The organism is Raineyella sp. (assembly GCF_034933565.1).
Taxonomy (GTDB): domain Bacteria; phylum Actinomycetota; class Actinomycetes; order Propionibacteriales; family Propionibacteriaceae; genus Raineyella.
On sequence record NZ_JAYFNG010000021.1, the window covers coordinates 50,902 to 70,753 of the forward strand.

Annotated in this window: 17 protein-coding genes; 10 read left to right on the plus strand and 7 right to left on the minus strand. The window is 72.1% G+C overall.

What is annotated here, in order from left to right; all coding sequences use genetic code 11:
* Position 1: 1 nt before the first annotated feature.
* Together VB059_RS07235 and VB059_RS07240 are read right to left on the minus strand one after the other, a co-directional pair.
* Complete coding sequence (locus VB059_RS07235) at positions 2-205, minus strand: hypothetical protein (RefSeq protein WP_323421347.1); 204 nt, start codon at positions 203-205, stop codon at positions 2-4.
* Positions 206-296: 91 nt separating this feature from the next.
* Positions 297-479 (minus strand): hypothetical protein, encoded by a 183-nt coding sequence (locus VB059_RS07240; RefSeq protein WP_323421348.1) that lies wholly within the window; start codon positions 477-479, stop codon positions 297-299.
* 275 nt (positions 480-754) lie between these two features.
* On the opposite strand from VB059_RS07240, the gene VB059_RS07245 reads away from it, so the two are divergent.
* On the plus strand, positions 755-2,794 hold the full coding sequence (locus VB059_RS07245; protein WP_323421349.1) for an NAD(+) synthase: 2,040 nt from the start codon (positions 755-757) through the stop codon (positions 2,792-2,794).
* A 58-nt stretch (positions 2,795-2,852) separates the two neighbouring features.
* Positions 2,853-4,826: an ABC transporter ATP-binding protein gene (locus VB059_RS07250; protein WP_323421350.1), complete on the plus strand. Its 1,974-nt coding sequence runs from the start codon at positions 2,853-2,855 to the stop codon at positions 4,824-4,826.
* Between the two features lie 117 nt (positions 4,827-4,943).
* Here the strand turns inward: VB059_RS07250 and VB059_RS07255 are convergent, their stop codons facing one another.
* Positions 4,944-5,537 (minus strand): DNA-3-methyladenine glycosylase, encoded by a 594-nt coding sequence (locus VB059_RS07255; protein WP_323421351.1) that lies wholly within the window; start codon positions 5,535-5,537, stop codon positions 4,944-4,946.
* Between the two features lie 81 nt (positions 5,538-5,618).
* Between VB059_RS07255 and VB059_RS07260 the strand changes: the two genes are divergently transcribed.
* On the plus strand, positions 5,619-7,949 hold the full coding sequence (locus tag VB059_RS07260) for a 6-phosphofructokinase (RefSeq protein ID WP_323421352.1): 2,331 nt from the start codon (positions 5,619-5,621) through the stop codon (positions 7,947-7,949).
* Between the two features lie 108 nt (positions 7,950-8,057).
* On the opposite strand, the gene VB059_RS07265 is transcribed toward VB059_RS07260, so the two are convergent.
* Positions 8,058-8,786, minus strand: a complete 729-nt coding sequence (locus VB059_RS07265; protein ID WP_323421353.1) for an IclR family transcriptional regulator — start codon at positions 8,784-8,786, stop codon at positions 8,058-8,060.
* 196 nt (positions 8,787-8,982) lie between these two features.
* On the opposite strand from VB059_RS07265, the gene leuC reads away from it, so the two are divergent.
* Both leuC and leuD read left to right on the plus strand, forming a co-directional pair.
* The gene (gene leuC, locus VB059_RS07270; protein ID WP_323421354.1) at positions 8,983-10,398 is read left to right on the plus strand and encodes a 3-isopropylmalate dehydratase large subunit; all 1,416 of its coding nucleotides are present in this window, start codon (positions 8,983-8,985) and stop codon (positions 10,396-10,398) included.
* Between the two features lie 11 nt (positions 10,399-10,409).
* On the plus strand, positions 10,410-11,015 hold the full coding sequence (gene leuD / locus VB059_RS07275) for a 3-isopropylmalate dehydratase small subunit (protein WP_323421355.1): 606 nt from the start codon (positions 10,410-10,412) through the stop codon (positions 11,013-11,015).
* A 167-nt stretch (positions 11,016-11,182) separates the two neighbouring features.
* On the opposite strand, the gene VB059_RS07280 is transcribed toward leuD, so the two are convergent.
* Positions 11,183-11,758 carry a hypothetical protein gene (locus tag VB059_RS07280; protein ID WP_323421356.1) on the minus strand — a complete coding sequence of 192 codons (576 nt, stop codon included), beginning with the start codon at positions 11,756-11,758 and terminating at the stop codon, positions 11,183-11,185.
* 127 nt (positions 11,759-11,885) lie between these two features.
* On the opposite strand from VB059_RS07280, the gene VB059_RS07285 reads away from it, so the two are divergent.
* Both VB059_RS07285 and VB059_RS07290 read left to right on the plus strand, forming a co-directional pair.
* Positions 11,886-12,893 (plus strand): NAD(P)H-dependent glycerol-3-phosphate dehydrogenase, encoded by a 1,008-nt coding sequence (locus VB059_RS07285; protein WP_323421357.1) that lies wholly within the window; start codon positions 11,886-11,888, stop codon positions 12,891-12,893.
* A 74-nt stretch (positions 12,894-12,967) separates the two neighbouring features.
* Positions 12,968-14,086 carry a D-alanine--D-alanine ligase family protein gene (locus VB059_RS07290; RefSeq protein ID WP_323421358.1) on the plus strand — a complete coding sequence of 373 codons (1,119 nt, stop codon included), beginning with the start codon at positions 12,968-12,970 and terminating at the stop codon, positions 14,084-14,086.
* A 125-nt stretch (positions 14,087-14,211) separates the two neighbouring features.
* Here the strand turns inward: VB059_RS07290 and VB059_RS07295 are convergent, their stop codons facing one another.
* The gene (locus VB059_RS07295; RefSeq protein WP_323421359.1) at positions 14,212-14,694 is read right to left on the minus strand and encodes a DUF3515 domain-containing protein; all 483 of its coding nucleotides are present in this window, start codon (positions 14,692-14,694) and stop codon (positions 14,212-14,214) included.
* Positions 14,691-14,966 carry an Lrp/AsnC ligand binding domain-containing protein gene (locus VB059_RS07300; RefSeq protein ID WP_323421360.1) on the minus strand — a complete coding sequence of 92 codons (276 nt, stop codon included), beginning with the start codon at positions 14,964-14,966 and terminating at the stop codon, positions 14,691-14,693. The genes VB059_RS07295 and VB059_RS07300 overlap by 4 nt, the downstream gene beginning before the upstream one ends.
* A gap of 85 nt (positions 14,967-15,051) precedes the next feature.
* Here VB059_RS07300 and VB059_RS07305 point away from each other — a divergent pair, with 85 nt between their 5' ends.
* From VB059_RS07305 to VB059_RS07315, 3 genes are all read left to right on the plus strand, one after another.
* On the plus strand, positions 15,052-16,083 hold the full coding sequence (locus tag VB059_RS07305) for a thiamine-phosphate kinase (protein ID WP_323421361.1): 1,032 nt from the start codon (positions 15,052-15,054) through the stop codon (positions 16,081-16,083).
* Complete coding sequence (gene thiD / locus VB059_RS07310; protein ID WP_323421362.1) at positions 16,067-16,978, plus strand: bifunctional hydroxymethylpyrimidine kinase/phosphomethylpyrimidine kinase; 912 nt, start codon at positions 16,067-16,069, stop codon at positions 16,976-16,978. The genes VB059_RS07305 and thiD overlap by 17 nt, the downstream gene beginning before the upstream one ends.
* A 144-nt stretch (positions 16,979-17,122) precedes the next feature.
* The gene (locus VB059_RS07315) at positions 17,123-19,768 is read left to right on the plus strand and encodes a DNA translocase FtsK (RefSeq protein ID WP_323421363.1); all 2,646 of its coding nucleotides are present in this window, start codon (positions 17,123-17,125) and stop codon (positions 19,766-19,768) included.
* The last annotated feature ends 84 nt before the right edge of the window (positions 19,769-19,852 follow it).

The window sequence follows — 19,852 nt, forward strand, 5'->3', positions numbered from 1 at the left end:
TTCAGTCGGTGAACGTGACGTCCCAACGGTCCCTGCGGGCGACGACCTCGACCGCGGTGGGCGCCGGCCGGCCGGTCATCGCGAGATAGACGGTCCGGGCCAGCTCGACGGCGGCCCGGTCGTTCTTCGCCTGCCGGCGGGTGACCTCGATCGTGGTGGTGTCGGGCCCCTCCGCGGCGTCCTGGTGCCGGTGCTCGGTGGTCATCGTGGATTCCCGTCCCGGGCGTACGCCCGTCGTGCATGGCGTGCCGGCATGTCCGCGCCGGCAACTCTGTCCGAGCGTGCCCGTCCGCGGCTCAGTCGACGCGGGGTGGCTCGTCCCCCCGCAGGTCCGGCTCGTCGTCCGCCTCGCTGTCCTCGTCCTCGAGCGGTTCCTCCCGCTCGTCGGTGAACGCCTCGCGGGCGTCCGGATCGTACGGCTCGGTCTCGGCGCTGTCGGCGCGATCGACCTCGGAGATCTCGTCCTCGTCGGGGCTCATCGCATCCTCCCGGTGGTTGGTCCGATGATGTTCAGCATCCTAGGGCGGCCGCGGCGGCGACGGGATGCGTTCGCCCGGCCCGGCGTCGCGGATCCCCGGGAGCACTCGTCGATCCGTGGGGGCGGTGGTCGGTCGGTGGCCGGGGGATCGGTGCGTGGGCGGATGGTCGATCCATCGGCACGGCGGTCGATCCGTGACCGGGTGGTCGGTCCCGGGGCCGGCCACCGGTCGTTAGGCTGGTCCCCCCAGCAGTCACCGGCCCGAGGAGCACCCCCGTGCAGTTCGCATCGGCCTACGACCAGGGCTTCGTCCGGGTCGCCGCCGTCACCATTCCCGTCACCGCCGCCCAGCCCGACCGCAACGTCGAGGCCGTCCTCGAGGCGGCCGAGGAGCTGTCCCGGCGCGGGGTGGGGCTTGCGGTGTTCCCCGAGCTGTGCCTGACCGGGTACGCCCTGGACGACCTGCTGCTGGCGGCCCCGCTGCTCGACGCGGCCGAGGAGGCCCTGGCGGCGCTGGTCGGGGCGAGTCGGGAGCTGCTCCCGGTGCTGATGGTCGGCCTGCCGGTCCGCCACCGCAACCGGGTCCTCAACGTGGCGGCCGTGGTCCACCGCGGTGAGCTGCTCGGCCTGGTGCCCAAGGCGTACGTCCCCACCTACCGGGAGTTCTACGAGCGGCGCCACTTCGCCCCCGGCGACGACATCCGCGGTGAACTGGTGCTCGCCGGCCACCGGGCCCCGATCGGCCCCGACCTGCTGTTCGTCGCCGAGGACATCCCCGGCCTGGTGATCCACGCCGAGGTCTGCGAGGACATGTGGGTGCCGGTCCCGCCCAGCGCGGAGGCCTCCCTGGCGGGGGCGACCGTGCTGGCGAACCTGTCCGGGTCGCCGATCACCGTCACCAAGGCCGAGCACCGCAAGCTGCTGGCCCGGGCCGCCTCGGCCCGCTGCCTGGCGGCGTACGTGTACGCGGCGGCGGGGGAGGGCGAGTCCTCCACCGACCTGTCCTGGGACGGCCAGACCTTCGTCTACGAGGACGGCGACCTGCTGGCCGAGACCGAGCGGTTCCCGCGCGGCTGGCGCTGCTCGGTCGCCGATGTCGACCTGCAGCGGCTCACCGCCGAGCGGTACCGCCAGGGCACCTTCGACGACAACCGGCGCACGCACGCCGAGCGGGTGGAGGCGTTCCGTACGATCCGGTTCCGGCTCGACCCGCCTCGTCATGACATCGGCCTGGAGCGTCAGGTCGACCGGTTCCCGTTCGTCCCCGACGACCCGCAGCGGCTCGCCCTGGACTGCTACGAGGCGTACAACATCCAGGTCACCGGGCTGGCCCAGCGGCTCACCGCGATCGGCACCCCGAAGGCCGTCATCGGGGTGTCCGGCGGGCTGGACTCCACCCACGCGCTGATCGTCGCCGCCCGGGCGATGGACCTGCTCGGCCGGCCCCGCACCGACATCCTCGCGTACACGATGCCCGGCTTCGCCACCACCGAGCACACCCGCAGCAACGCCGAGGACCTCTGCCGGGCCCTCGGGGTGACCTTCGCGCAGCTCGACATCCGCCCGGCGGCCCGCCAGATGCTCGCCGACATGGGCCACCCGTTCGCCGGTGGGGAGCCGGTCTACGACGTCACCTTCGAGAACGTCCAGGCCGGGCTGCGCTACGACTACCTGTTCCGGCTGGCCAACCAGCACGGCGGCATCGTGGTCGGCACCGGCGACCTGTCCGAGCTCGCGCTCGGCTGGTGCACGTACGGTGTCGGTGACCAGATGTCCCACTACGGGGTCAACACCGGGGTGCCGAAGACGCTGATCCAGCACCTGATCCGCTGGGTGATCTCCTCGGGGCAGGTCGGCGAGGGGACCGCGACGATCCTGCGGTCCATCCTCGACACCGAGATCAGCCCCGAGCTGATCCCCGTCGCCGAGGGGGAGAAGCCGCAGTCGACCCAGGACTCCATCGGGCCGTACGCCCTGCACGACTTCACCCTGCACCACCTGCTCCGGCTCGGGTACGGCCCGGCGAAGACCGCCTTCCTCGCCCACCACGCGTGGCGCGACGCCGAGCGGGGCAGCTGGCCGCCCGGCTACCCGGCCGACGAGCGCGAGGCGTACGACCTGGCGACGATCCGGCACTGGCTCGAGGTCTTCCTGCGGCGGTTCTTCGGCAACCAGTTCAAGCGCTCGGCGCTGCCCAACGGGCCGAAGGTGATGGCCGGCGGGGCGCTGTCGCCGAGGGGCGACTGGCGGATGCCGTCCGACGCCGCGGCCCGGACCTGGCTGGCCGAGCTGGAGCGTGACGTGCCGTCGGTCTGACCCTTCCGACGGCCCTACCATGGGGCCCGTCCCGTCGTCGAGAGTCCGGAGAAGGCGCATGCGATCCCTCGTCAGGATCCTGTCCACCACCAGGGAACTGTGGCCGTACTACCTCGGCATCGTCGCCAGCTCGCTGCTGATGTCGGTGACCGCCCTGGTCACCCCCTTCATCATCGGCCGGGCCACCGACGAGGTGGTGGCCATCGCCGGCGGGCACGGTGGCACGGTCCGGACGATCGTGCTGCTGGCCCTCGGCCTGCTGGTCGCCGAACTGCTCAACACCGTGCTGACCAACGTCGGCGGCTACCTCGGTGACACGATGACCGCCCGGCTGCGGCAGATCCTGTCGGTGCGCTACTTCGAGAAGCTGCTCGGCCTGCCGCAGCGCTACTTCGACAACGAGCTCAGCGGCACGATCATCGGGCGGTTGTCGCGCTCGATCACCGAGGTCACCAACTTCCTCAAGTCGATGGCCAACACGTTCTTCACCATGCTGGTGACGACGGTGGCGGTGCTGGTGATCAGCGGGTTCTACTCCTGGCCGCTGGCCGTGATGCTGGCCGTGATGTTCCCGGCCTACATGTGGCTGACCACCCGGACCTCCAGCAACTGGCAGCGCCTGGAAGGGGAGAAGAACGACCGGATCGACCTCGCCAACGGCCGGTTCTCCGAGGTGATCGGCCAGATCCGGGTGGTGAAGAGCTTCGTCCGGGAGCGCTCCGAGCTGGCGATGTTCGACGCCCGCTACGGTTCCACCATCGACCTGACCCGCGGCCAGGCGCGGCACTGGCACACCATGGACACCGCCCGCCGGGCGGTGCTGAACCTCGCTTTCCTGGGCATCTACCTGGTGCTGTTCCTGCAGACCGCGCACGGGGCGTTCAGCATTGGCGTGATGGTGCTGCTGCTCCAGTTGATGGCTATGGCGCGCACCCCGGTGACGATGATGAGCTTCATCGTCGATTCCGGCCAACGGGCGATCGCCGGGTCCGAGTCGTACTTCGAGGTGATGGACCAGGTCCCGGAGGTGCGTCGGGCCCTCCCGGCTGCCCGCGCGGCCGACACCGCAGCCACCGCCGGGCAGCCATCGGCGCCCGCGGTGGGCCCGGAATCCGCGGCGGGCCCGGTGCCGGATGAGCGGCCGGTGTCGGTGGTGGGGCCGGAGCCGACGGTGGAGATGGTCGACCCGCACGCCTTCGCCTTCCGGCACGTCGACTTCGGCTATGAGCCGGGACGACCCGTCCTGTGCGACGTGACCTTCCATGCCGACGCCGGTGAGCGGATCGCCCTGGTCGGGGAGTCGGGCGGGGGGAAGTCGACCCTGGTGAACCTGCTGCTCGGCCTCTACCCCGCCGACGCCGGCATCGTCAGCCTCGGCGGGCGCGACATCTCCGCGATGCCGGTCGAGAAGCTGCGCCGCGACGTCGGGGTGGTCTTCCAGGACCCGTCGCTCTTTTCCGGCACGATCCGGGAGAACATCGCGTACGGCCGCCCCGACGCCACCGACGACGAGGTCGCCGAGGCGGCCCGCCGGGCGAACGCGGACCGCTTCATCGAACGCTTCCCCGACGGGTACGACGCCCTGATCGGCGAGCGCGGGGTGAAGCTGTCCGGAGGGCAGAAGCAGCGCGTCGCGGTCGCCCGGGCGCTGCTCAAGGACGCCCCCGTCCTCGTCCTCGACGAGGCGACCAGTTCCCTCGACACCAAGTCGGAGCGGCTGGTGCAGGAGGGCCTGGAGGAGCTGATGGCGGATCGTACGACCCTGATCATCGCCCACCGGCTGTCGACCATCTCCAGCGTCGACCGGATCGTCACTCTCCGGGACGGGGCGGTGGACGAGATCGGCTCGCCGGCCGAGCTGGCCGTCTCCGGCGGCATCTACGCCGAACTGCTCGCCCTGCAGGCCTCCGACGACCTGGCCGACCGGGCCCGGCTGCGGGCGTACGGCATCGACGCCGGGGTGGAGACCGGCGATCCGGACGACCGGACCGAGGACGCCGAGACCGCGGACGCGGGCGCCGGCCGACGTTGACATCGGGCCGGACCTGACACTGGGCCGGACCTGACGCCGGACGGGCGACCGAGACCGGGCCGGGCCCCACCGATCCGCCCGGCGGAGGATCGCCCCCGGGCGGATCGCCCGCCGGTCTCAGCCGGCCATGGCGCGCGGATGGCGCTTGAACACCGACACCGAGGCCGACCCGGCATCCCAGAACCGCCACGGCCGGTCGGCCGCCGTCGCCACATTCACCCGCGGCCCGATCCCCAGCGTCCGGGGGGTACGGACCGCCGGGAGCAGCCGGACGACCGGCCCGGCCAGCAGGTCGGCCCCGTTGTGCTCGGTGGTGATCCCGAGCGCCCGGCAGAGATTGCCCGGGCCGCGGGCGAGGTCGCGTGGGACCACGGGGGTGGCCCGCCGGGCCTCCCGGCGCGCCGTGGCCTCCTCCCGGCCGGCCTCGACCTCCCCGGCACGCAGCAGGACGGCGGTGGCGATCCCCGCGGGCCCGCACACCACGTTGCAGCAGAACGAGCCGTGCAGTTGGTAGACGTAGAGGTGGCCGCTGGGGCCGAACATCACCGTGTTGCGCCGCGTCTGTCCGCGGTAGGCGTGCGAGGCGGGGTCGTCGCCGCCCTCGTACGCCTCGACCTCGACGAGCCGCACGGTGACGGCCCCGAGCTGCAGCCGGCAACCGACGAGGAGAGGGGCCACCTCGAGGGAATGACGGGACAGATCGGGCAGCACTCTGTCACTGTCGCACCCACCGGTGCCTGCCCGCCGGGCGGTCCATACACTGGGTCGCGTTCGTACGTCGCCTGCCGAAGGATGCCCACCGTGCTCGAGACCCCCGGACCCGTACGCATCGGCGTCCTCACCAGTGGTGGCGATGCCCCCGGCATGAACCCGGCGATCCGCGCGGTCGTCCGCTCCGCGCTGGCGGCCGGTGCGGAGGTCTTCGCCGTACGCGAGGGGTGGCAGGGCGCGGTCAACGGCGGCGAGGACATCGTCGCGCTGGAGTGGGACGACGTCTCCGGCATCATGCAGCGGGGCGGGACGGTGATCGGCACCGCACGCTGCCAGGAGTTCCGGGAGCGCGACGGGCGGCGCGCGGCGGCCCTCAACCTGGTCCGCAACGGGATCGACCGGCTCGCCGTGGTCGGCGGCGACGGGTCCCTGACCGGTGCCGACACCCTGCGCCAGGAGTGGCACGAGCTGCTCGAGGAACTGGTCGCCGAGGGTCGGCTGGACCGCCAGGTCGCCGACACCCACCCTGACCTGATGATCGCCGGGCTGGTCGGCTCGATCGACAACGACATGGTCGGCACCGACATGACGATCGGCACCGACACCGCGCTGCACCGGATCATCGAGGCGGTCGACGCCATCGCCTCCACCGCGGCGAGCCACCAGCGGATCTTCATCGTCGAGGTGATGGGCCGCGAGTGCGGTTACCTCGGGCTCAACAGCGCCGTCGCCGGCGGCGCGGCGTACGTGTTCATCCCGGAGGCGCCGCCCGCCGAGGGCTGGCAGCAGCACATGTGTGATCTGATCCAGCGGGGCCGGGCGGCCGGCCGGCGTGACTCGCTGATCATCGTGGCCGAGGGGGCCCGGGACCGGGCCGGCAACCCGATCCACTGCGACGACGTCCGCCAGGCGCTGCAGGACAACCTCGGCCAGGACGCCCGGGTGACCATCCTCGGTCACGTCCAGCGTGGTGGATCACCCACCGCGTACGACCGGTGGATGTCGTCGATGGTCGGCGTCGCGGCCGCCGAGGAACTCCTCAACGCCACCCGGGACACCGTGCCGGTGGTGATCGGTGTCCACCGCAACCGGATCATCCGCAACCCGCTGGTCGACGCCGTGCGGGCCACCCGGGCGATCGGTGACCTGGTCCGGGCGCATGACTTCGAGGGGGCCGTCGAGGCCCGCGGCGACGGGTTCCGGCGGATGGTGGAGATCTTCAACGCCCTCGCCGAGGCCGAGCCCCGGGTCACCCACGGCCACGGCGGCAAGCGGATCGGCATCGTGCACGCCGGCGGCCTGGCGCCGGGGATGAACACCGCGGTCTGGGCGGCCGTCCGGCTCGGCATCGACGCCGGCCACACCATGCTCGGCATCCAGGGTGGCTTCCCCGGGTTCATGAAGGGACGGGTGAGCGAGTTCGCCTGGGGCGACGTCGAGGGCTGGACCGGGATGGGCGGCGCCGAGCTGGGCACCCGTCGCGAGGTGCCCCAGAGCGAGGAGCTGTACGGCATCGCCCGCACCCTCGAGGAGAACTCGATGGACGCGCTGCTGGTGATCGGCGGCTTCAACGCGTACGAGGCGGTCCAGCTGATGCAGGCGGAGCGGCGCCGCTATCCGGCGTTCGACCTGCCGATCGTGGTGCTGCCGGCCAGCATCGACAACAACCTGCCCGAGTGGCGGATGGCCGTCGGCGCCGACTCCGCGCTCAACGTCGCGATGGAGTCGCTGGACCGGATCAAGCAGTCGGCCGCCGCCAGCCGCCGCTGCTTCGTGGTGGAGACGATGGGCCGCAACTGCGGCTTCCTGGCCCAGGTGAGCGGTCTGGCCGCCGGGGCCGAGCGGGTCTACCTCAACGAGGAGGGCATCACCATCTCCATGCTGGAGGAGGACGTCCGCCAGATGCGCGCCGCCTTCGAGCAGGGCCGGCGCTTCTACCTCGCGGTCCGCAACGAGGAGGCCGCCGAGTACTACACCGCCGACTTCCTCGCCCGGCTGTTCGAGGCCGAGGGCGGCGACCTGTTCGACGTCCGCCCGATCATCCTGGGTCACGTCCAGCAGGGCGGCAACCCCACCCCGTTCGACCGGCTGGTGGCGACCCGGCTGGCGGCCGCCGGCATCGAGGAGCTCGACCGGCAGTTCGCCGCGGGCACCAGCACGTACGTCTTCGCCACCGAGAGTGATGAGGCCTATGCGATGACGCCGTTCAAGGAGTTCGAGGACCTGGTCGACCTCGAGTCGCGCCGGCCCAAGCAGCAGTGGTGGCTGACGATGCGCGAGGTGGCCGAGAAGGTCAACAATCGTTCCTTCGCCGACCAACCCCTGGGGACCGCACCGGGCGAGCTCGCTGCGGCCGAGGCACGTGGCGAGAAGGCCGGACGGCGGCGGGCCCGTGGCAAGTTCGCCGGCTGAAGCGGCAGATCGGGGAAGGCCGGGGATGACACAGCCGGCCGGGACGGCAGGGCTGCCGTCGCCCGCCGGGAGAGCCGGGCGGCGCCGAGACCCGGGCTGCCCGGAGGGTCAGGCCTCCTGACCCCCGGAGCGCCGGAGCACTTCACTGAGCCGGTCGGCCGCGGCCATCACGGCCGGGGCGTGCAGCCGACCGGGTTGGCGGGTCAGCCGTTCGATCGGCCCGGAGACACTGACCGCGGCGATCACCTTCCCGGAGGGGGAGCGCACCGGGGCGGACACGGAGGCCACACCGGGCTCCCGCTCGCCGACCGATTCGGCGAAGCCGTGGCGTCGTACCCCGGTCAGAGCCACCGCGCTGAACTCGGCCGACTCCAGCCCGCGCTGCATCCGGTCCGGATCCTCCCAGGCCAACAGGACCTGGGCGGCCGAGCCGGCGGACATGGTCAGCTGACTGCCGACCGGCACCGTGTCGCGCAGCCCGGAGGCCCGCTCGGCGGCCGCTACACAGATCCGGATGTCGCCCTGGCGACGGAACAGCTGGGCGGATTCGCCGGTGATGTCGCGCAGCCGGGCCAGCACCGGGCCGGCCGTGGCGACCAGTCGGTCCTCACCGGCGGCGGCGGCCAGTTCGGCCAGTCGGGGACCCAGGACGAAGCGGCCCTGCAGGTCGCGCGCGACCAGGCGATGATGTTCGAGGGCGACGGCCAGGCGGTGGGCCGTCGGACGGGCCAGCCCGGTGCTCTGCACGAGTCCCGCCAGGGTGGTGGGACCGGTCTCCAGGGCACTCAGCACCAGAGCCGCTTTGTCGAGGACACCGACACCGCTTCCGTTATCCATATTTCGATATTGCAGTCTCGAGATGTGAAACGCAAGTCGTGGACGACTACCGCGACCCTGTCCGGGTTGCTACGATAATCTCACGAAATGGGACTGAAATCTCGGATTGTGAGACGGTGTGTTGCGCCTTGCCGGTGCTCCGCTCGCCGGACTCACGCCGGAGGTCGTCCTGGTTGATCCGGATGGAGGACGTTCGATGGGTAAGACCCTCAGTGAGAAGGTCTGGGAGGACCATGTGGTCCGCTCCGCGGAAGGAGAGCCCGACCTGCTCTACATCGACCTGCAGCTTGCCCATGAGGTGACCAGCCCCCAGGCCTTCGACGGCCTGCGGCAGGCGGGCCGGCGCGTCCGCCGCCCCGAGCTGACCATGCTCACCGAGGATCACAACACGCCCACCGACGACATTTTCGCGCCGGTCGCCGACCCGGTCTCCCGGCTGCAGCTGGACACCGTCCGTGCCAACGCCCGGGAGTTCGGTCTGCCGATCCACTCCCTGGGTGACCTCGACCAGGGTGTGGTGCACATCATCGGCCCGCAGCTGGGCCTGACCCAGCCGGGCATGACCATCGTCTGCGGCGACTCGCACACCGCCACCCACGGCGCCTTCGGTGCGATCGCGTTCGGCATCGGCACCTCCGAGGTGGAGCACGTCTTCGCCACCCAGACGCTGCAGCAGGCCGGGCTGAAGACCATGGCGGTCACCATCGACGGCGAGCTGCCCGACGGCGTCACCGCCAAGGACGTGATCCTGGCGATCATCGCCAGGGTCGGCACCGGTGGCGGCCAGGGCCACATCGTCGAGTATCGCGGCAGCACCATCGAGAACATGTCGATGGAGGGCCGGATGACGATCTGCAACATGTCGATCGAGTGGGGGGCCAAGGCCGGCATGATCGCCCCCGACGCCAAGACCTTCGCCTATCTGAAGGGCCGTCCGTACGCGCCGCAGGGCGCGGACTGGGATGCTGCGATCGCCTACTGGAGCACGCTGCGCACCGATGACGACGCGACCTTCGACGTCGAGATCACTCTCGACGCCACCCAGCTGAGCCCGTTCGTCACCTGGGGCACCAACCCGGGCCAGGGCGTCCCGCTGGCGGCCGCCGTCCCGTCCCCGGCGGATTTCGCCGACCCGGTCGACCGGACCGCCGCCGAGAAGGCCCTGGAGTACATGGGCCTGACCGCCGGGACCCCGATGAAGGAGATCCCCGTCGACACCGTCTTCGTCGGCTCCTGCACCAACGGCCGGATCGAGGACCTGCGGCTGGCCGCCTCCATCATCAAGGGCCGCAAGGTCGCCGAGGGTGTCCGGATGCTGATCGTCCCCGGCTCCCAGCGGGTCCGCCAGCAGGCGATGGACGAGGGGCTGGACAAGGTCTTCACCGAGGCCGGGGCCGACTGGCGTTTCGCCGGTTGCTCGATGTGCCTGGGGATGAACCCCGACCAGCTGAAGCCGGGCGAGCGCTCCGCCTCCACCTCGAACCGCAACTTCGAGGGGCGCCAGGGCAAGGGCGGTCGTACGCACCTCGTCTCGCCGGCCGTCGCGGCCGCCACTGCGGTCGCCGGTCATCTGGCCGGCCCCGCCGACCTGCCCGTCCTGCAGAACGCCTGAGGAGTATCGCCATGGAGAAGTTCATCGAGCACACCGGCACGGCGGTGCCGCTGCGGCGCAGCAACGTCGACACCGACCAGATCATCCCGGCGGTCTACCTGAAGCGGATCACCAAGACCGGCTTCGAGGACGGCCTGTTCGCCGCCTGGCGCCAGGACCCGGAGTTCATCCTGAACAAGCCGGAGCGCCAGGGTGCCACCATCCTGATCCCGGGCCCGGAGTTCGGCACCGGCTCGTCGCGTGAGCACGCCGTGTGGGCGCTGCAGAACTACGGCTTCAAGGTCGTCATCGGTTCCCGGTTCGGCGACATCTTCCGCAACAACGCCGGCAAGTCCGGTCTGCTGATCGCCGTCGTCCCGCAGAAGGTCGTCGAGAAGCTGTGGGATGCCACCGAGGCCGATCCGTCGCTGCCGGTGACCGTCGACCTGGACGCCCGGACCATCACCGCCGGCGATCTCGTCACCTCGTTCGAGGTGAGCGACTACACCCGCTACCGGCTGATGAACGGCCTGGACGACATCGGCGTCACCCTCACCCACGAGGATGAGATCGCCGCGTACGAGGCCAACCGCCCGGGCTGGAAGGTCACCACCCTCCCGCTGCGTACGCAGGACTGAGCCGGGCCGTCCGTCAGCCGCACGTCGTCCGTCAGCCGCGGCGCTCTCAGTCAGCCGCGGCGCGCCGGCGGGCCGCGGCTGACTGAGGCCGCGGCCTCTGCGTGAAACGGCAGTAGCTGTCGCGGCGGTGTGCTGCCGGCGCCGCCGCGGCGGCCGGGGGGCACCTCTCAGTGCCAGGCGCTGACCACTCGGGGAACGTCGTCAACGGTGACCATCGCCTGCAGACGCTGCCCCGGGCGCAATCCGAGCACGGGGCCCAGCAAGGTGGCGGGGGACAACTCGGCCCGCCAGCCCTCGTCGGTCAGCACGGTCCATGGTCCCGTCCACGGCGTCGCGTCGGGGGTGGCTGCCACGGTGAGCCCGAGATGACGTACCGGCGTGTCCGCCGGGCCCAGCATCGCCGCCCCGTGCCGCCCCTGCCGGGCCCGGCTCTCGTCGGCAGGCATCTCGACCGGTTCCGCCGTACGCTCGGCGCCCGGGCCACTGACCCGGGCGAGTGAGCCGACCCGGGCGAGCGAACCGTACGATCGCAGCAACCCGCCGAGCCCGATCCACGGGGAACCCATCGCGTCGGCCACCACGACACCGACACCGGCCCCAGTGGGGCTCAGCTCCTCGATCCGGTCCAGCAGAGCGCACAGGGCGAGCCGGTGCCGGGCCGGTGCGGGCCAGCCTCGGAAGGCCGCGGCCCGATCCGGATCGGGGGGCAGCAGCCAGCGGACGGGATCGGTGAGGTCGGTCATGCCTTCGGATGCTGGCACACCTCGTGCGCGGCCACCAGCCGGGGTCCGGCGGGGTGAGGAAGCGCCAGCAGGGTGCGGGAGAGGACCGGTGACCCCGCCCGCGACGACGCGACGATAGGCTGACCGGATGGCACAGTGCTGCATCCTCGGCGCCGGGAACTGGGCGACGGCGTTCGCCCGCGTCCTGGCCGACGCGGGCCATGACGTCACCCTCGTCGCCCGCCGTCCCGCCGTCGCCGACGCGATCAACCAGCACCGCCGCAACCCCGACTACCTGCCCGACGTCGACCTCGGTGACCGGGTGGACGCCACCACCGACCCGGCCCGGGGGCTGGTGGGTGCTGATCTGATCGTCCTCGCGTTGCCCGCCCAGCAGCTGCGCGGCTACGTCGGCCACCTGGCGACGCTGCCGGTCTGGCGCGACGCGACCGCGCCGGTGCTGAGCCTGGTCAAGGGGATCGAGACCGGCACCGACCTGCGGATGAGCGAGGTGATCGCCCGGGCCGGTGGTGTCGCGCCGGAGCGGATCGCGGTGTTGTCGGGGCCGAACCTGGCCCGCGAGATCGCCGAGCGCCAGCCGTCGTTGTCAGTGGTGGCGGCGTACGATCCGGCGGTCGGCGAGCGGATCCAGCAACTCTGCCTGACACCGTCCTTCCGTACGTACACCGTCGACGACGTGATCGGGGTGGAGATCGCCGGTGCGGCGAAGAACGTCATCGCGCTCGCGGTGGGGATGGGGGAGGGACTCGGTTACGGTCACAACGCGCTGGCCTCGCTGATCACCCGGGGCCTGCACCAGCTGGGGGCGCTGGGCGAGGCGATGGGGGGACAGCGGTCGACCTTCGCGGGCCTGGCCGGGCTCGGTGACCTGGTGGCCACCTGCATGTCGCCACTGTCACGCAACCGCGCCTTCGGCGAACGACTCGGTCGTGGGTGCACCGTCGAGGAGGCCGTGCGGGAGAGTGCCGGGGTGGCCGAGGGGGTGGCCACGAGTCGCGCCGTCCGGGATCTGGCGCGCGCCCGCGGGGTCGACATGCCGATCGTCGAGGGGGTGGTGGACGTCCTGGAAGGGCGGACCACGCCCGCCGCGATGGTCCCGGTGCTGATGGAACGGGAGCCCAAACCGGAGCGGTGATCGGGGTCCGCTCGTCGTCGGGCGGTCCTCCGGGCGGCGGTAGGGTGGTGCCCGTTGCCGTCCCAGGAGGTCCCATGACCACGCCCGCCCGTCCGACCGTCGCCGTCGTCTTCGGCGGTGGCAGCTCCGAGCACGGGGTGTCGTGCCTGACTGCGGCGGGGGTGCTGTCGGCGATCGATCGGGACAGCTACGAGCTGGTCGCGGTCGGCATCACCCGCTCGGGTCGGTGGGTGCAGCTGGACGTCGACGAGGTGGTCGCGCTGACCACCATCGACGGGACGCTGCCCGAGGTCCCGGAGGACCGGGCCGACGCGGTGCTGTCGCGGACGGCCGAGGGAGCCCGGATCGCCACCGTGGAGGGGGACCGGCTGGTCGACGTGCACCCCATCGACCTGGCGTTCTCGCTGCTGCACGGCCCGATGGGTGAGGACGGCACCATCCAGGGGCTCTTCGAGATGTACGGGGTGCGCTACGTCGGCTCCGGGGTGACGGCCAGTGCGCTGGCGATGGACAAGATCCGGATGAAGCAGGTGATGGCTCTCAGCGGGCTGCCGATCGGCCCGTGGGTGGGGATCCGCCCGGGGGAGTGGGCGGCCGATCCCGAGGCGTGCCTGACCTCGGTCCGGGCACTGCACTTTCCGGTCTACGTCAAGCCCGCCCGCGGCGGTTCCAGCGTCGGCATCACCAAGGTGACCGACCCTTCGGAGCTGCCGGGCGCGATCGAGCTGGCCCAGCGCTGGGACCCGCGGGTGATCGTCGAGGAGGGCATCCAGGACGCCCGCGAGATCGAGTGCGGCGTCCTCGCCGACCCCGACGGCGGCCGGCCGGAGGCCTCGGTCGTCGCCGAGATCGAGATGCACACCGCCTCGGGCTTCTACGACTTCGACGCGAAGTACCTGCCCGAGGAGCAGGTCAGCCTGCATGTCCCGGCCGACCTCGATCCGGTGCTCGCCGAGCAGGTACGCGAGGTCTCCGTCCGGGTCTTCGACGCGTTCGACTGCGAGGGGCTGGCCCGGGTGGACTGCTTCCTCACCCGGGACAACACCGTGCTGGTCAACGAGCTCAACACCATGCCGGGCTTCACCCGGTTCTCGATGTTCCCGCAGGTCTGGGCGGCTGCCGGGGTGGCCTACTCCGAGCTGATCGGCCGGTTGATCGAGCTCGCCCTGGGGCGTCCGGTCGGCCTGCGCTGATCCGTCGGGCCCGCGGCCACACCGGCCCTGACGGTCTCGATCAGCCGGCCATGGGACCGGCTCGGTGTGACCTCGACGGGTCGTGGGACCAGCGGTCGTGACGCCAGCAGCCGTGGGGTCGGCGATCAGCCGGCGCAGGGCCGCAGCAGGGTGTCGTGCCGGGCGACGACCGGGCCGAGCTCGGCCAGGGCGTCCCCGGTGCTGCCGTACGCGTTCGGCACCCCCACCTGGACGTACGCGGCCCGGCCGACGGTGGTGTACACGGTGCCGGTCACCCCGTCCTGGGCCCACCAGCCGACGCCGTCCACCTCGAGGCACTGACTGGTGGCGGTCAGGCCCTCGGGCTTCGCCACCCCGCAGGCCAGGGCGATCGGTGGATCGCCCCAGGCCACCGACAGGGATCCGGTCGTCGCGCGCCGGGGCGACCCGAGGACGGTCCCGGGGGCGTCGGCCACCAGCGCGGTGCAGGTGGCGCGGGTGGCGTCGTCGACCTGTGGATCGGCCAGCTGCACCGGGGCGCTGCACCCGGTCAGGACCGCCCCCCCGGCCAGGACGACCCCGGTGGCCAGAGCGGTCGCGGCGAGTGGTGTGCGGGAGCGGCCCCTCACTCGGCCATGACCGGACAGGTCACGGTCCGGGCGATCCCGTCGACCTCCTGGACCGCGCGGATCAGCCGGCCGAGGGCCATCATGTCGGTCGCGTGCGCCCGCACGATGACGTCGTAGGGCCCGGTCACGCCGTCGGCGTGCACGACTCCGGCGATGCTGCGGATCGCGGCGGTCACCTCCTCGCTGCGCCCGACCTCGGTCTGCACCAGGACGTACGCTTCAACCTGCGCCGCTGCTACCTGCGTCGCTCCGGCCTCCGCCGTGCCGACCATGGCTTCCCCTCTCCTCGTGCCTCGGGGCGCGGCCCCGTGTGGCCTCACGCTACCGTGTCGAGGACACCGACCGACGAGGAGTCCGATGAACCACACCGCCAGCTCCGGGCGCACACCCTGGCCCTTTCCCGGTCCGCAACCGGGGGAGGAGCCGCCGGGTGCCCGACAGACCATCGCCGACATCGGTGAGTTCGAGCTGATTGCGCAGATCACCCGCGGACTGTCCCAGAACGACCAGGTGGAGCTCGGCCCGGGCGATGACGCGGCGATCATCCACACCCGGGGCGGTCGTACGCTCTGCAGCGTCGACATCCTGGTCGAGGGGGTGCACTTCCGCCGCGACTGGTCCTCGGCGATGGACGTCGGCCGCAAGGCGGTCGCGGTGAACGTCGCCGACATCGAGGCGATGGGGGCGCGCCCGATCGGCATCCTGATGGGCTTCTCGGCGCCGGCGGACCTGTCCCTCACCTGGGTGCGCTACTTCATCCAGGGCGTCCGTGAGGAGTGCGACCGGGCCGGGGTGTCGCTGATCGGGGGCGACATCACCAAGGCCCGCGACATCACCATCTCGATCACCATCCTCGGCGACGCCGGCCCCGAGGGCCCGGTGCTGCGCTCCGGGGCCCGGCCGGGTGACCTGGTCGCCCTCAAGGGCCGGGTCGGCTGGGCCGCGGCCGGGCTCGCCGCGCTGAGCAAGGGGTTCCGGACGCCCAAGGCGGTGGTCGAGGCCCAGCAGGTGCCGCAGCCGCCGTACGGCGCCGGACGGGAGGCGGCGCGCGCCGGGGCGAGCGCGATGATCGACGTCTCCGACGGCCTGCTGGCCGATCTCGGTCACATGGCGCAGCTGTCGGGGGTGTCGATCGACGTGCACCGTTCCGCTCTCGGTATGCCCGAGCCGGTCCGGTCGGTCGGGCAGGCGACCGGGGTGGACCCGTACGTGTTCCTGCTGACCGGCGGGGAGGACCACGCGCTGGCCGCGACCTTCCCGCCGGGGGCGGTGCCGGCGGGCTGGACGGTGATCGGTACGGTCGGGGAGGCACCGGCATCGGGACAACAGGCCGTCACGGTGGACGGCCGGGCCTGGGAAGGACAACAGGGATATGACCATTTCCACTGAGCGACCCACGACGTCCGCTGAGCGTGACGCGACGCTGCCGACCGCCCGGGTGCTGACGATCGCGGGCACCGACTCCGGTGGGGGAGCGGGGGTCCCGGCCGATCTGAAGGCGATGATGGCGCTCGGCACACACGGGATGTGCGTGGTCACCGCCGTCACGGCGCAGAACTCCGTCGGGGTGCAGGGCGCCTGGCCGCTGCCGGACGAGGCGATCCGCGGGCAGTTCCGCAGCGTGGTCGACGACATCGGCGTGGACGCCCTGAAGACCGGCATGCTGGCCTCCGCCGAGATCGTCGCCACCGTGGCGGAGCTGATCGACACCGTCCCGCGCCGCGCCGACGGCAGCCGGGTCCCGCTGGTGGTCGACCCGGTCGCGATGTCGAAGCACGGCGACCCGCTGCTCGCCGCCGAGGCGGTCGCCACCCTGCGCTCGGCCCTTCTCCCGCTCGCCACCGTGCTCACCCCCAACATCCCCGAGGCGGCACTGCTGACCGGGCTGTCCCCGTCCACGCCGGCGGCGGTGCTGGCCGGCGCACTGCTGGAGCTGGGGGCCGAGTGGGTGCTGATCAAGGGTGGGCACAAGGAAGGGGACGCCGACGACACGCTGGTCTCCTGGACCGGCGAACGGCACGTCTTCCAGGCGGCACGCGCCGACAACACCCACACCCATGGCACCGGCTGCACGATGGCCTCGCTGATCGCCGCCGGCCTGGGGCAGGGCCTCAGCGTCCCGGAGGCGGTCGGGCTGGCGAAGCGGTTCATGATCGGGGCGATCCCGGCCGGTTACGCGCTCGGGCGCGGGATCGGGCCGGTCGACCCGCTGTGGCACCTCCGCGCCGCCCTGGCCGACGGCGGCTGGACGCCGGGCCCCGGCCTGCGGACCGCGGCGGGCTGAGTCGGTCGTCCCGGACCGGTCCTGGCCGATGTCGTCGCCTCGGCACTGCTGCGGCACCGCCGGTGCCGGAGCGGGAGCGGGGAACCCCGGCACCTGCGGCGTGGGAGCCGCGGAGGCGCGACCCTGATGGCCTAGGGTCGGAGCATGGCGACACGCGCGACTTCCCCGGCGCGTAACACCGGCGGGCGGACCTCCTCGCAGGCCCGCTCCGGTGGCGTACGCTCCGGGGGTTCCCAGGGATCCTCGGCGAGTACCCGCAGCAAGGGTGGCTCGTCGTCCCGCTCGCCCCAGAAGCGTCCGGCCGGCGGGCGTCGTACGCCACCGCCGCGTCCCCGCAACCCGTTCGTCGTCCTCTGGGACGGCCTGGCCGGCCTGGTCGGTGCCGGGGTGCGGTCGATCGGCACCACCGCGCGCGACGTGCCTGCCGACCTGCGCCGCGACGGCGTCGGCCTGGCCCTGATCGGGGCCACCATCGTGCTCGCCGCCGAGTTCTGGTGGGGTCTGCCCGACCCGGTGGGTCAGTGGCTGGAGTACGCCGTCACCTCCGTCATCGGGATGGCCGCGTACGCCTCACCGCTGCTCACCGCCACGATGGCCTGGCGGACGATCCGCCACCCCGACACCACCGGCCCCGCCGGGCGGCAGGTGGTCGGCTGGCTGACCGCCGCGCTGGGTCTGCTCGGCCTGGTCAGCGTCGCCCACGGACTGCCCCGCCCTGCCGACCCGGTGGCCCTGCGGGAGGCCGGCGGCGTGCTCGGCTTCGTCTCCTCGAGCGTCCTCACCGACCTGATGACGATGTGGGTGTCGGTGCCGCTGATGGTGCTGCTCACCTTCTACGGCGTGGTCCTGATCGTCGGCATCCCGCTGTACGAGATCCCCGCCCGGATCAACGCGGCCCGCGAGCGCCTCCCGCGCAGCGCCGAGCGCCCCGAGTACGGCCTCGACGAGCAGGCGTACGACACCCCGATCGTCGGCGAGCGCCGTCGCGGCCGTACGGTCCACGGGACCGGGGCGGAGATGAACGACGAGGAGGAGACCGAGGCTGCGCCGGCCCCGACGCGCCGGCGTCGGCGGTCGCGCGAGGACAGCGTGGTGATCGCCCGCGCCCCCGAGCCGCGCGAGCGCCCGGACTTCACCGACATCGATCCGATGGCCTTCGACACCGGCGTCGACGCCACCCCGGTCCGGCGCCCGAAGCCCGCCACGGCCGTGGAGGCGGCCAAGGCCGGCCCGGTCACCGCCGGTCTGGTCCCGCAGGTCACCGTCAACGCACCCGTCGAGACGCCCGACGACTCACCGCTGCCGCAGCGCGTCGAGCAGGTCGGCGACGTCGAGTACCGGCTGCCGGAGATGACCGTGCTCAAGGCCGGCACCCCGCCGCAGCCGCGCACCCCGGCCAACGACGAGATCGTCGGCCGGCTGACCGAGGTCTTCGACGAGTTCGACATCGACGCCCGCGTCACCGGCTACACCCGTGGCCCGACCGTCACCCGCTACGAGGTCGAGCTCGGCCCCGGGGTGAAGGTGGAGAAGGTCCTCAACGTCTCCAAGAACCACGCCTACGCGGTGGCCAGCGCGGACGTCCGGATCCTGTCGCCGATCCCGGGCAAGTCCGCCATCGGCGTGGAGATCCCGAACAAGGACAAGGAGATCGTCTCGCTCGGCGACGTGTTGCGGTCGGCCAAGGCACGCAACGACCACGAGCCGATGACGGTCGGCCTGGGCAAGGACGTCGAGGGCGGCTACGTGCTGGCCAACATGGCCAAGATGCCGCATCTGCTCGTCGCCGGTGCCACCGGGTCGGGCAAGTCGTCCTTCGTCAACTCGATGATCACCTCGATCCTGGTCCGGGCCACGCCCGAGGAGGTGCGGATGATCCTGGTCGACCCGAAGCGGGTCGAGCTGACCGCCTACGACGGCATCCCGCATCTGGTCACCCCGATCATCACCTCGCCGAAGAAGGCCGCCGAGGCGCTGCAGTGGGTGGTCCGCGAGATGGACCAGCGCTACGACGACCTGGCCGAGTTCGGGTTCAAGCACGTCAAGGACTTCAACAAGGCCGTCCGGGCCGGCCAGGTGCAGCCACCGGCCGGGTCGGAGCGCGAGGTCCGGCCGTACCCGTACCTGCTGGTGATCGTCGACGAGCTCGCCGACCTGATGATGGTGGCGCCCCGTGACGTCGAGGACTCCATCGTCCGGATCACCCAGCTGGCCCGGGCCGCCGGCATCCACCTCGTGCTGGCCACTCAGCGCCCGTCCACCGATGTGGTCACCGGCCTGATCAAGGCGAACGTGCCCTCCCGGCTGGCCTTCGCGACCTCCTCGATGACCGACTCCCGGGTCATCCTCGACCAGCCCGGCGCCGAGAAGCTGGTCGGCCAGGGCGACGGCCTGTTCCTGCCGATGGGCGCCTCGAAGCCGGTCCGGGTCCAGGGCTCCTGGGTCACCGAGAAGGAGATCCGCGACGTCGTCGAGCTCGTCAGGACCCAGCTGCAGCCGTCCTACCGCGAGGACGTGGTCGCCCCGGCCGCGTCGAAGAAGGTCGCCGAGGACATCGGTGACGACCTGGAGCTGGTGCTGGAGGCGGCCCAACTGGTGGTCAACCTGCAGCTCGGCTCGACCTCCATGCTGCAGCGCAAGCTGCGGGTCGGGTTCGCCAAGGCAGGCCGGCTGATGGACATCCTGGAGACCCGCGGCGTCGTCGGGCCGTCGGAGGGGTCCAAGCCGCGTGACGTGATGGTGAAGCCCGACGATCTCGACGAGGTGCTGGAGAACCTCCAGCAGGGCTGACCGCGGCCCGGCGTGCCCCGGCCCGTGGCCGGTGCTGCCCGGCGTTCCCCCGGGGCGGCGCCGGTGGCCGCTCGGCCGGGTCGG

Bases quoted from the DNA above. Each gene is read 5' to 3' on its own strand.
- VB059_RS07265 (WP_323421353.1), bottom strand. From the start codon at position 8,786: ATGGATAACGGAAGCGGTGTCGGTGTCCTCGACAAAGCGGCTCTGGTG.
- VB059_RS07235 (WP_323421347.1), bottom strand. From the start codon at position 205: ATGACCACCGAGCACCGGCACCAGGACGCCGCGGAGGGGCCCGACACC.
- VB059_RS07280 (WP_323421356.1), bottom strand. From the start codon at position 11,758: ATGACCGACCTCACCGATCCCGTCCGCTGGCTGCTGCCCCCCGATCCG.
- VB059_RS07290 (WP_323421358.1), top strand. From the start codon at position 12,968: ATGACCACGCCCGCCCGTCCGACCGTCGCCGTCGTCTTCGGCGGTGGC.
- VB059_RS07305 (WP_323421361.1), top strand. From the start codon at position 15,052: ATGAACCACACCGCCAGCTCCGGGCGCACACCCTGGCCCTTTCCCGGT.
- VB059_RS07285 (WP_323421357.1), top strand. From the start codon at position 11,886: ATGGCACAGTGCTGCATCCTCGGCGCCGGGAACTGGGCGACGGCGTTC.
- VB059_RS07240 (WP_323421348.1), bottom strand. From the start codon at position 479: ATGAGCCCCGACGAGGACGAGATCTCCGAGGTCGATCGCGCCGACAGC.
- VB059_RS07300 (WP_323421360.1), bottom strand. From the start codon at position 14,966: ATGGTCGGCACGGCGGAGGCCGGAGCGACGCAGGTAGCAGCGGCGCAG.
- leuD (WP_323421355.1), top strand. From the start codon at position 10,410: ATGGAGAAGTTCATCGAGCACACCGGCACGGCGGTGCCGCTGCGGCGC.
- VB059_RS07260 (WP_323421352.1), top strand. From the start codon at position 5,619: ATGCCCACCGTGCTCGAGACCCCCGGACCCGTACGCATCGGCGTCCTC.
- VB059_RS07250 (WP_323421350.1), top strand. From the start codon at position 2,853: ATGCGATCCCTCGTCAGGATCCTGTCCACCACCAGGGAACTGTGGCCG.
- leuC (WP_323421354.1), top strand. From the start codon at position 8,983: ATGGGTAAGACCCTCAGTGAGAAGGTCTGGGAGGACCATGTGGTCCGC.
- VB059_RS07315 (WP_323421363.1), top strand. From the start codon at position 17,123: ATGGCGACACGCGCGACTTCCCCGGCGCGTAACACCGGCGGGCGGACC.
- thiD (WP_323421362.1), top strand. From the start codon at position 16,067: ATGACCATTTCCACTGAGCGACCCACGACGTCCGCTGAGCGTGACGCG.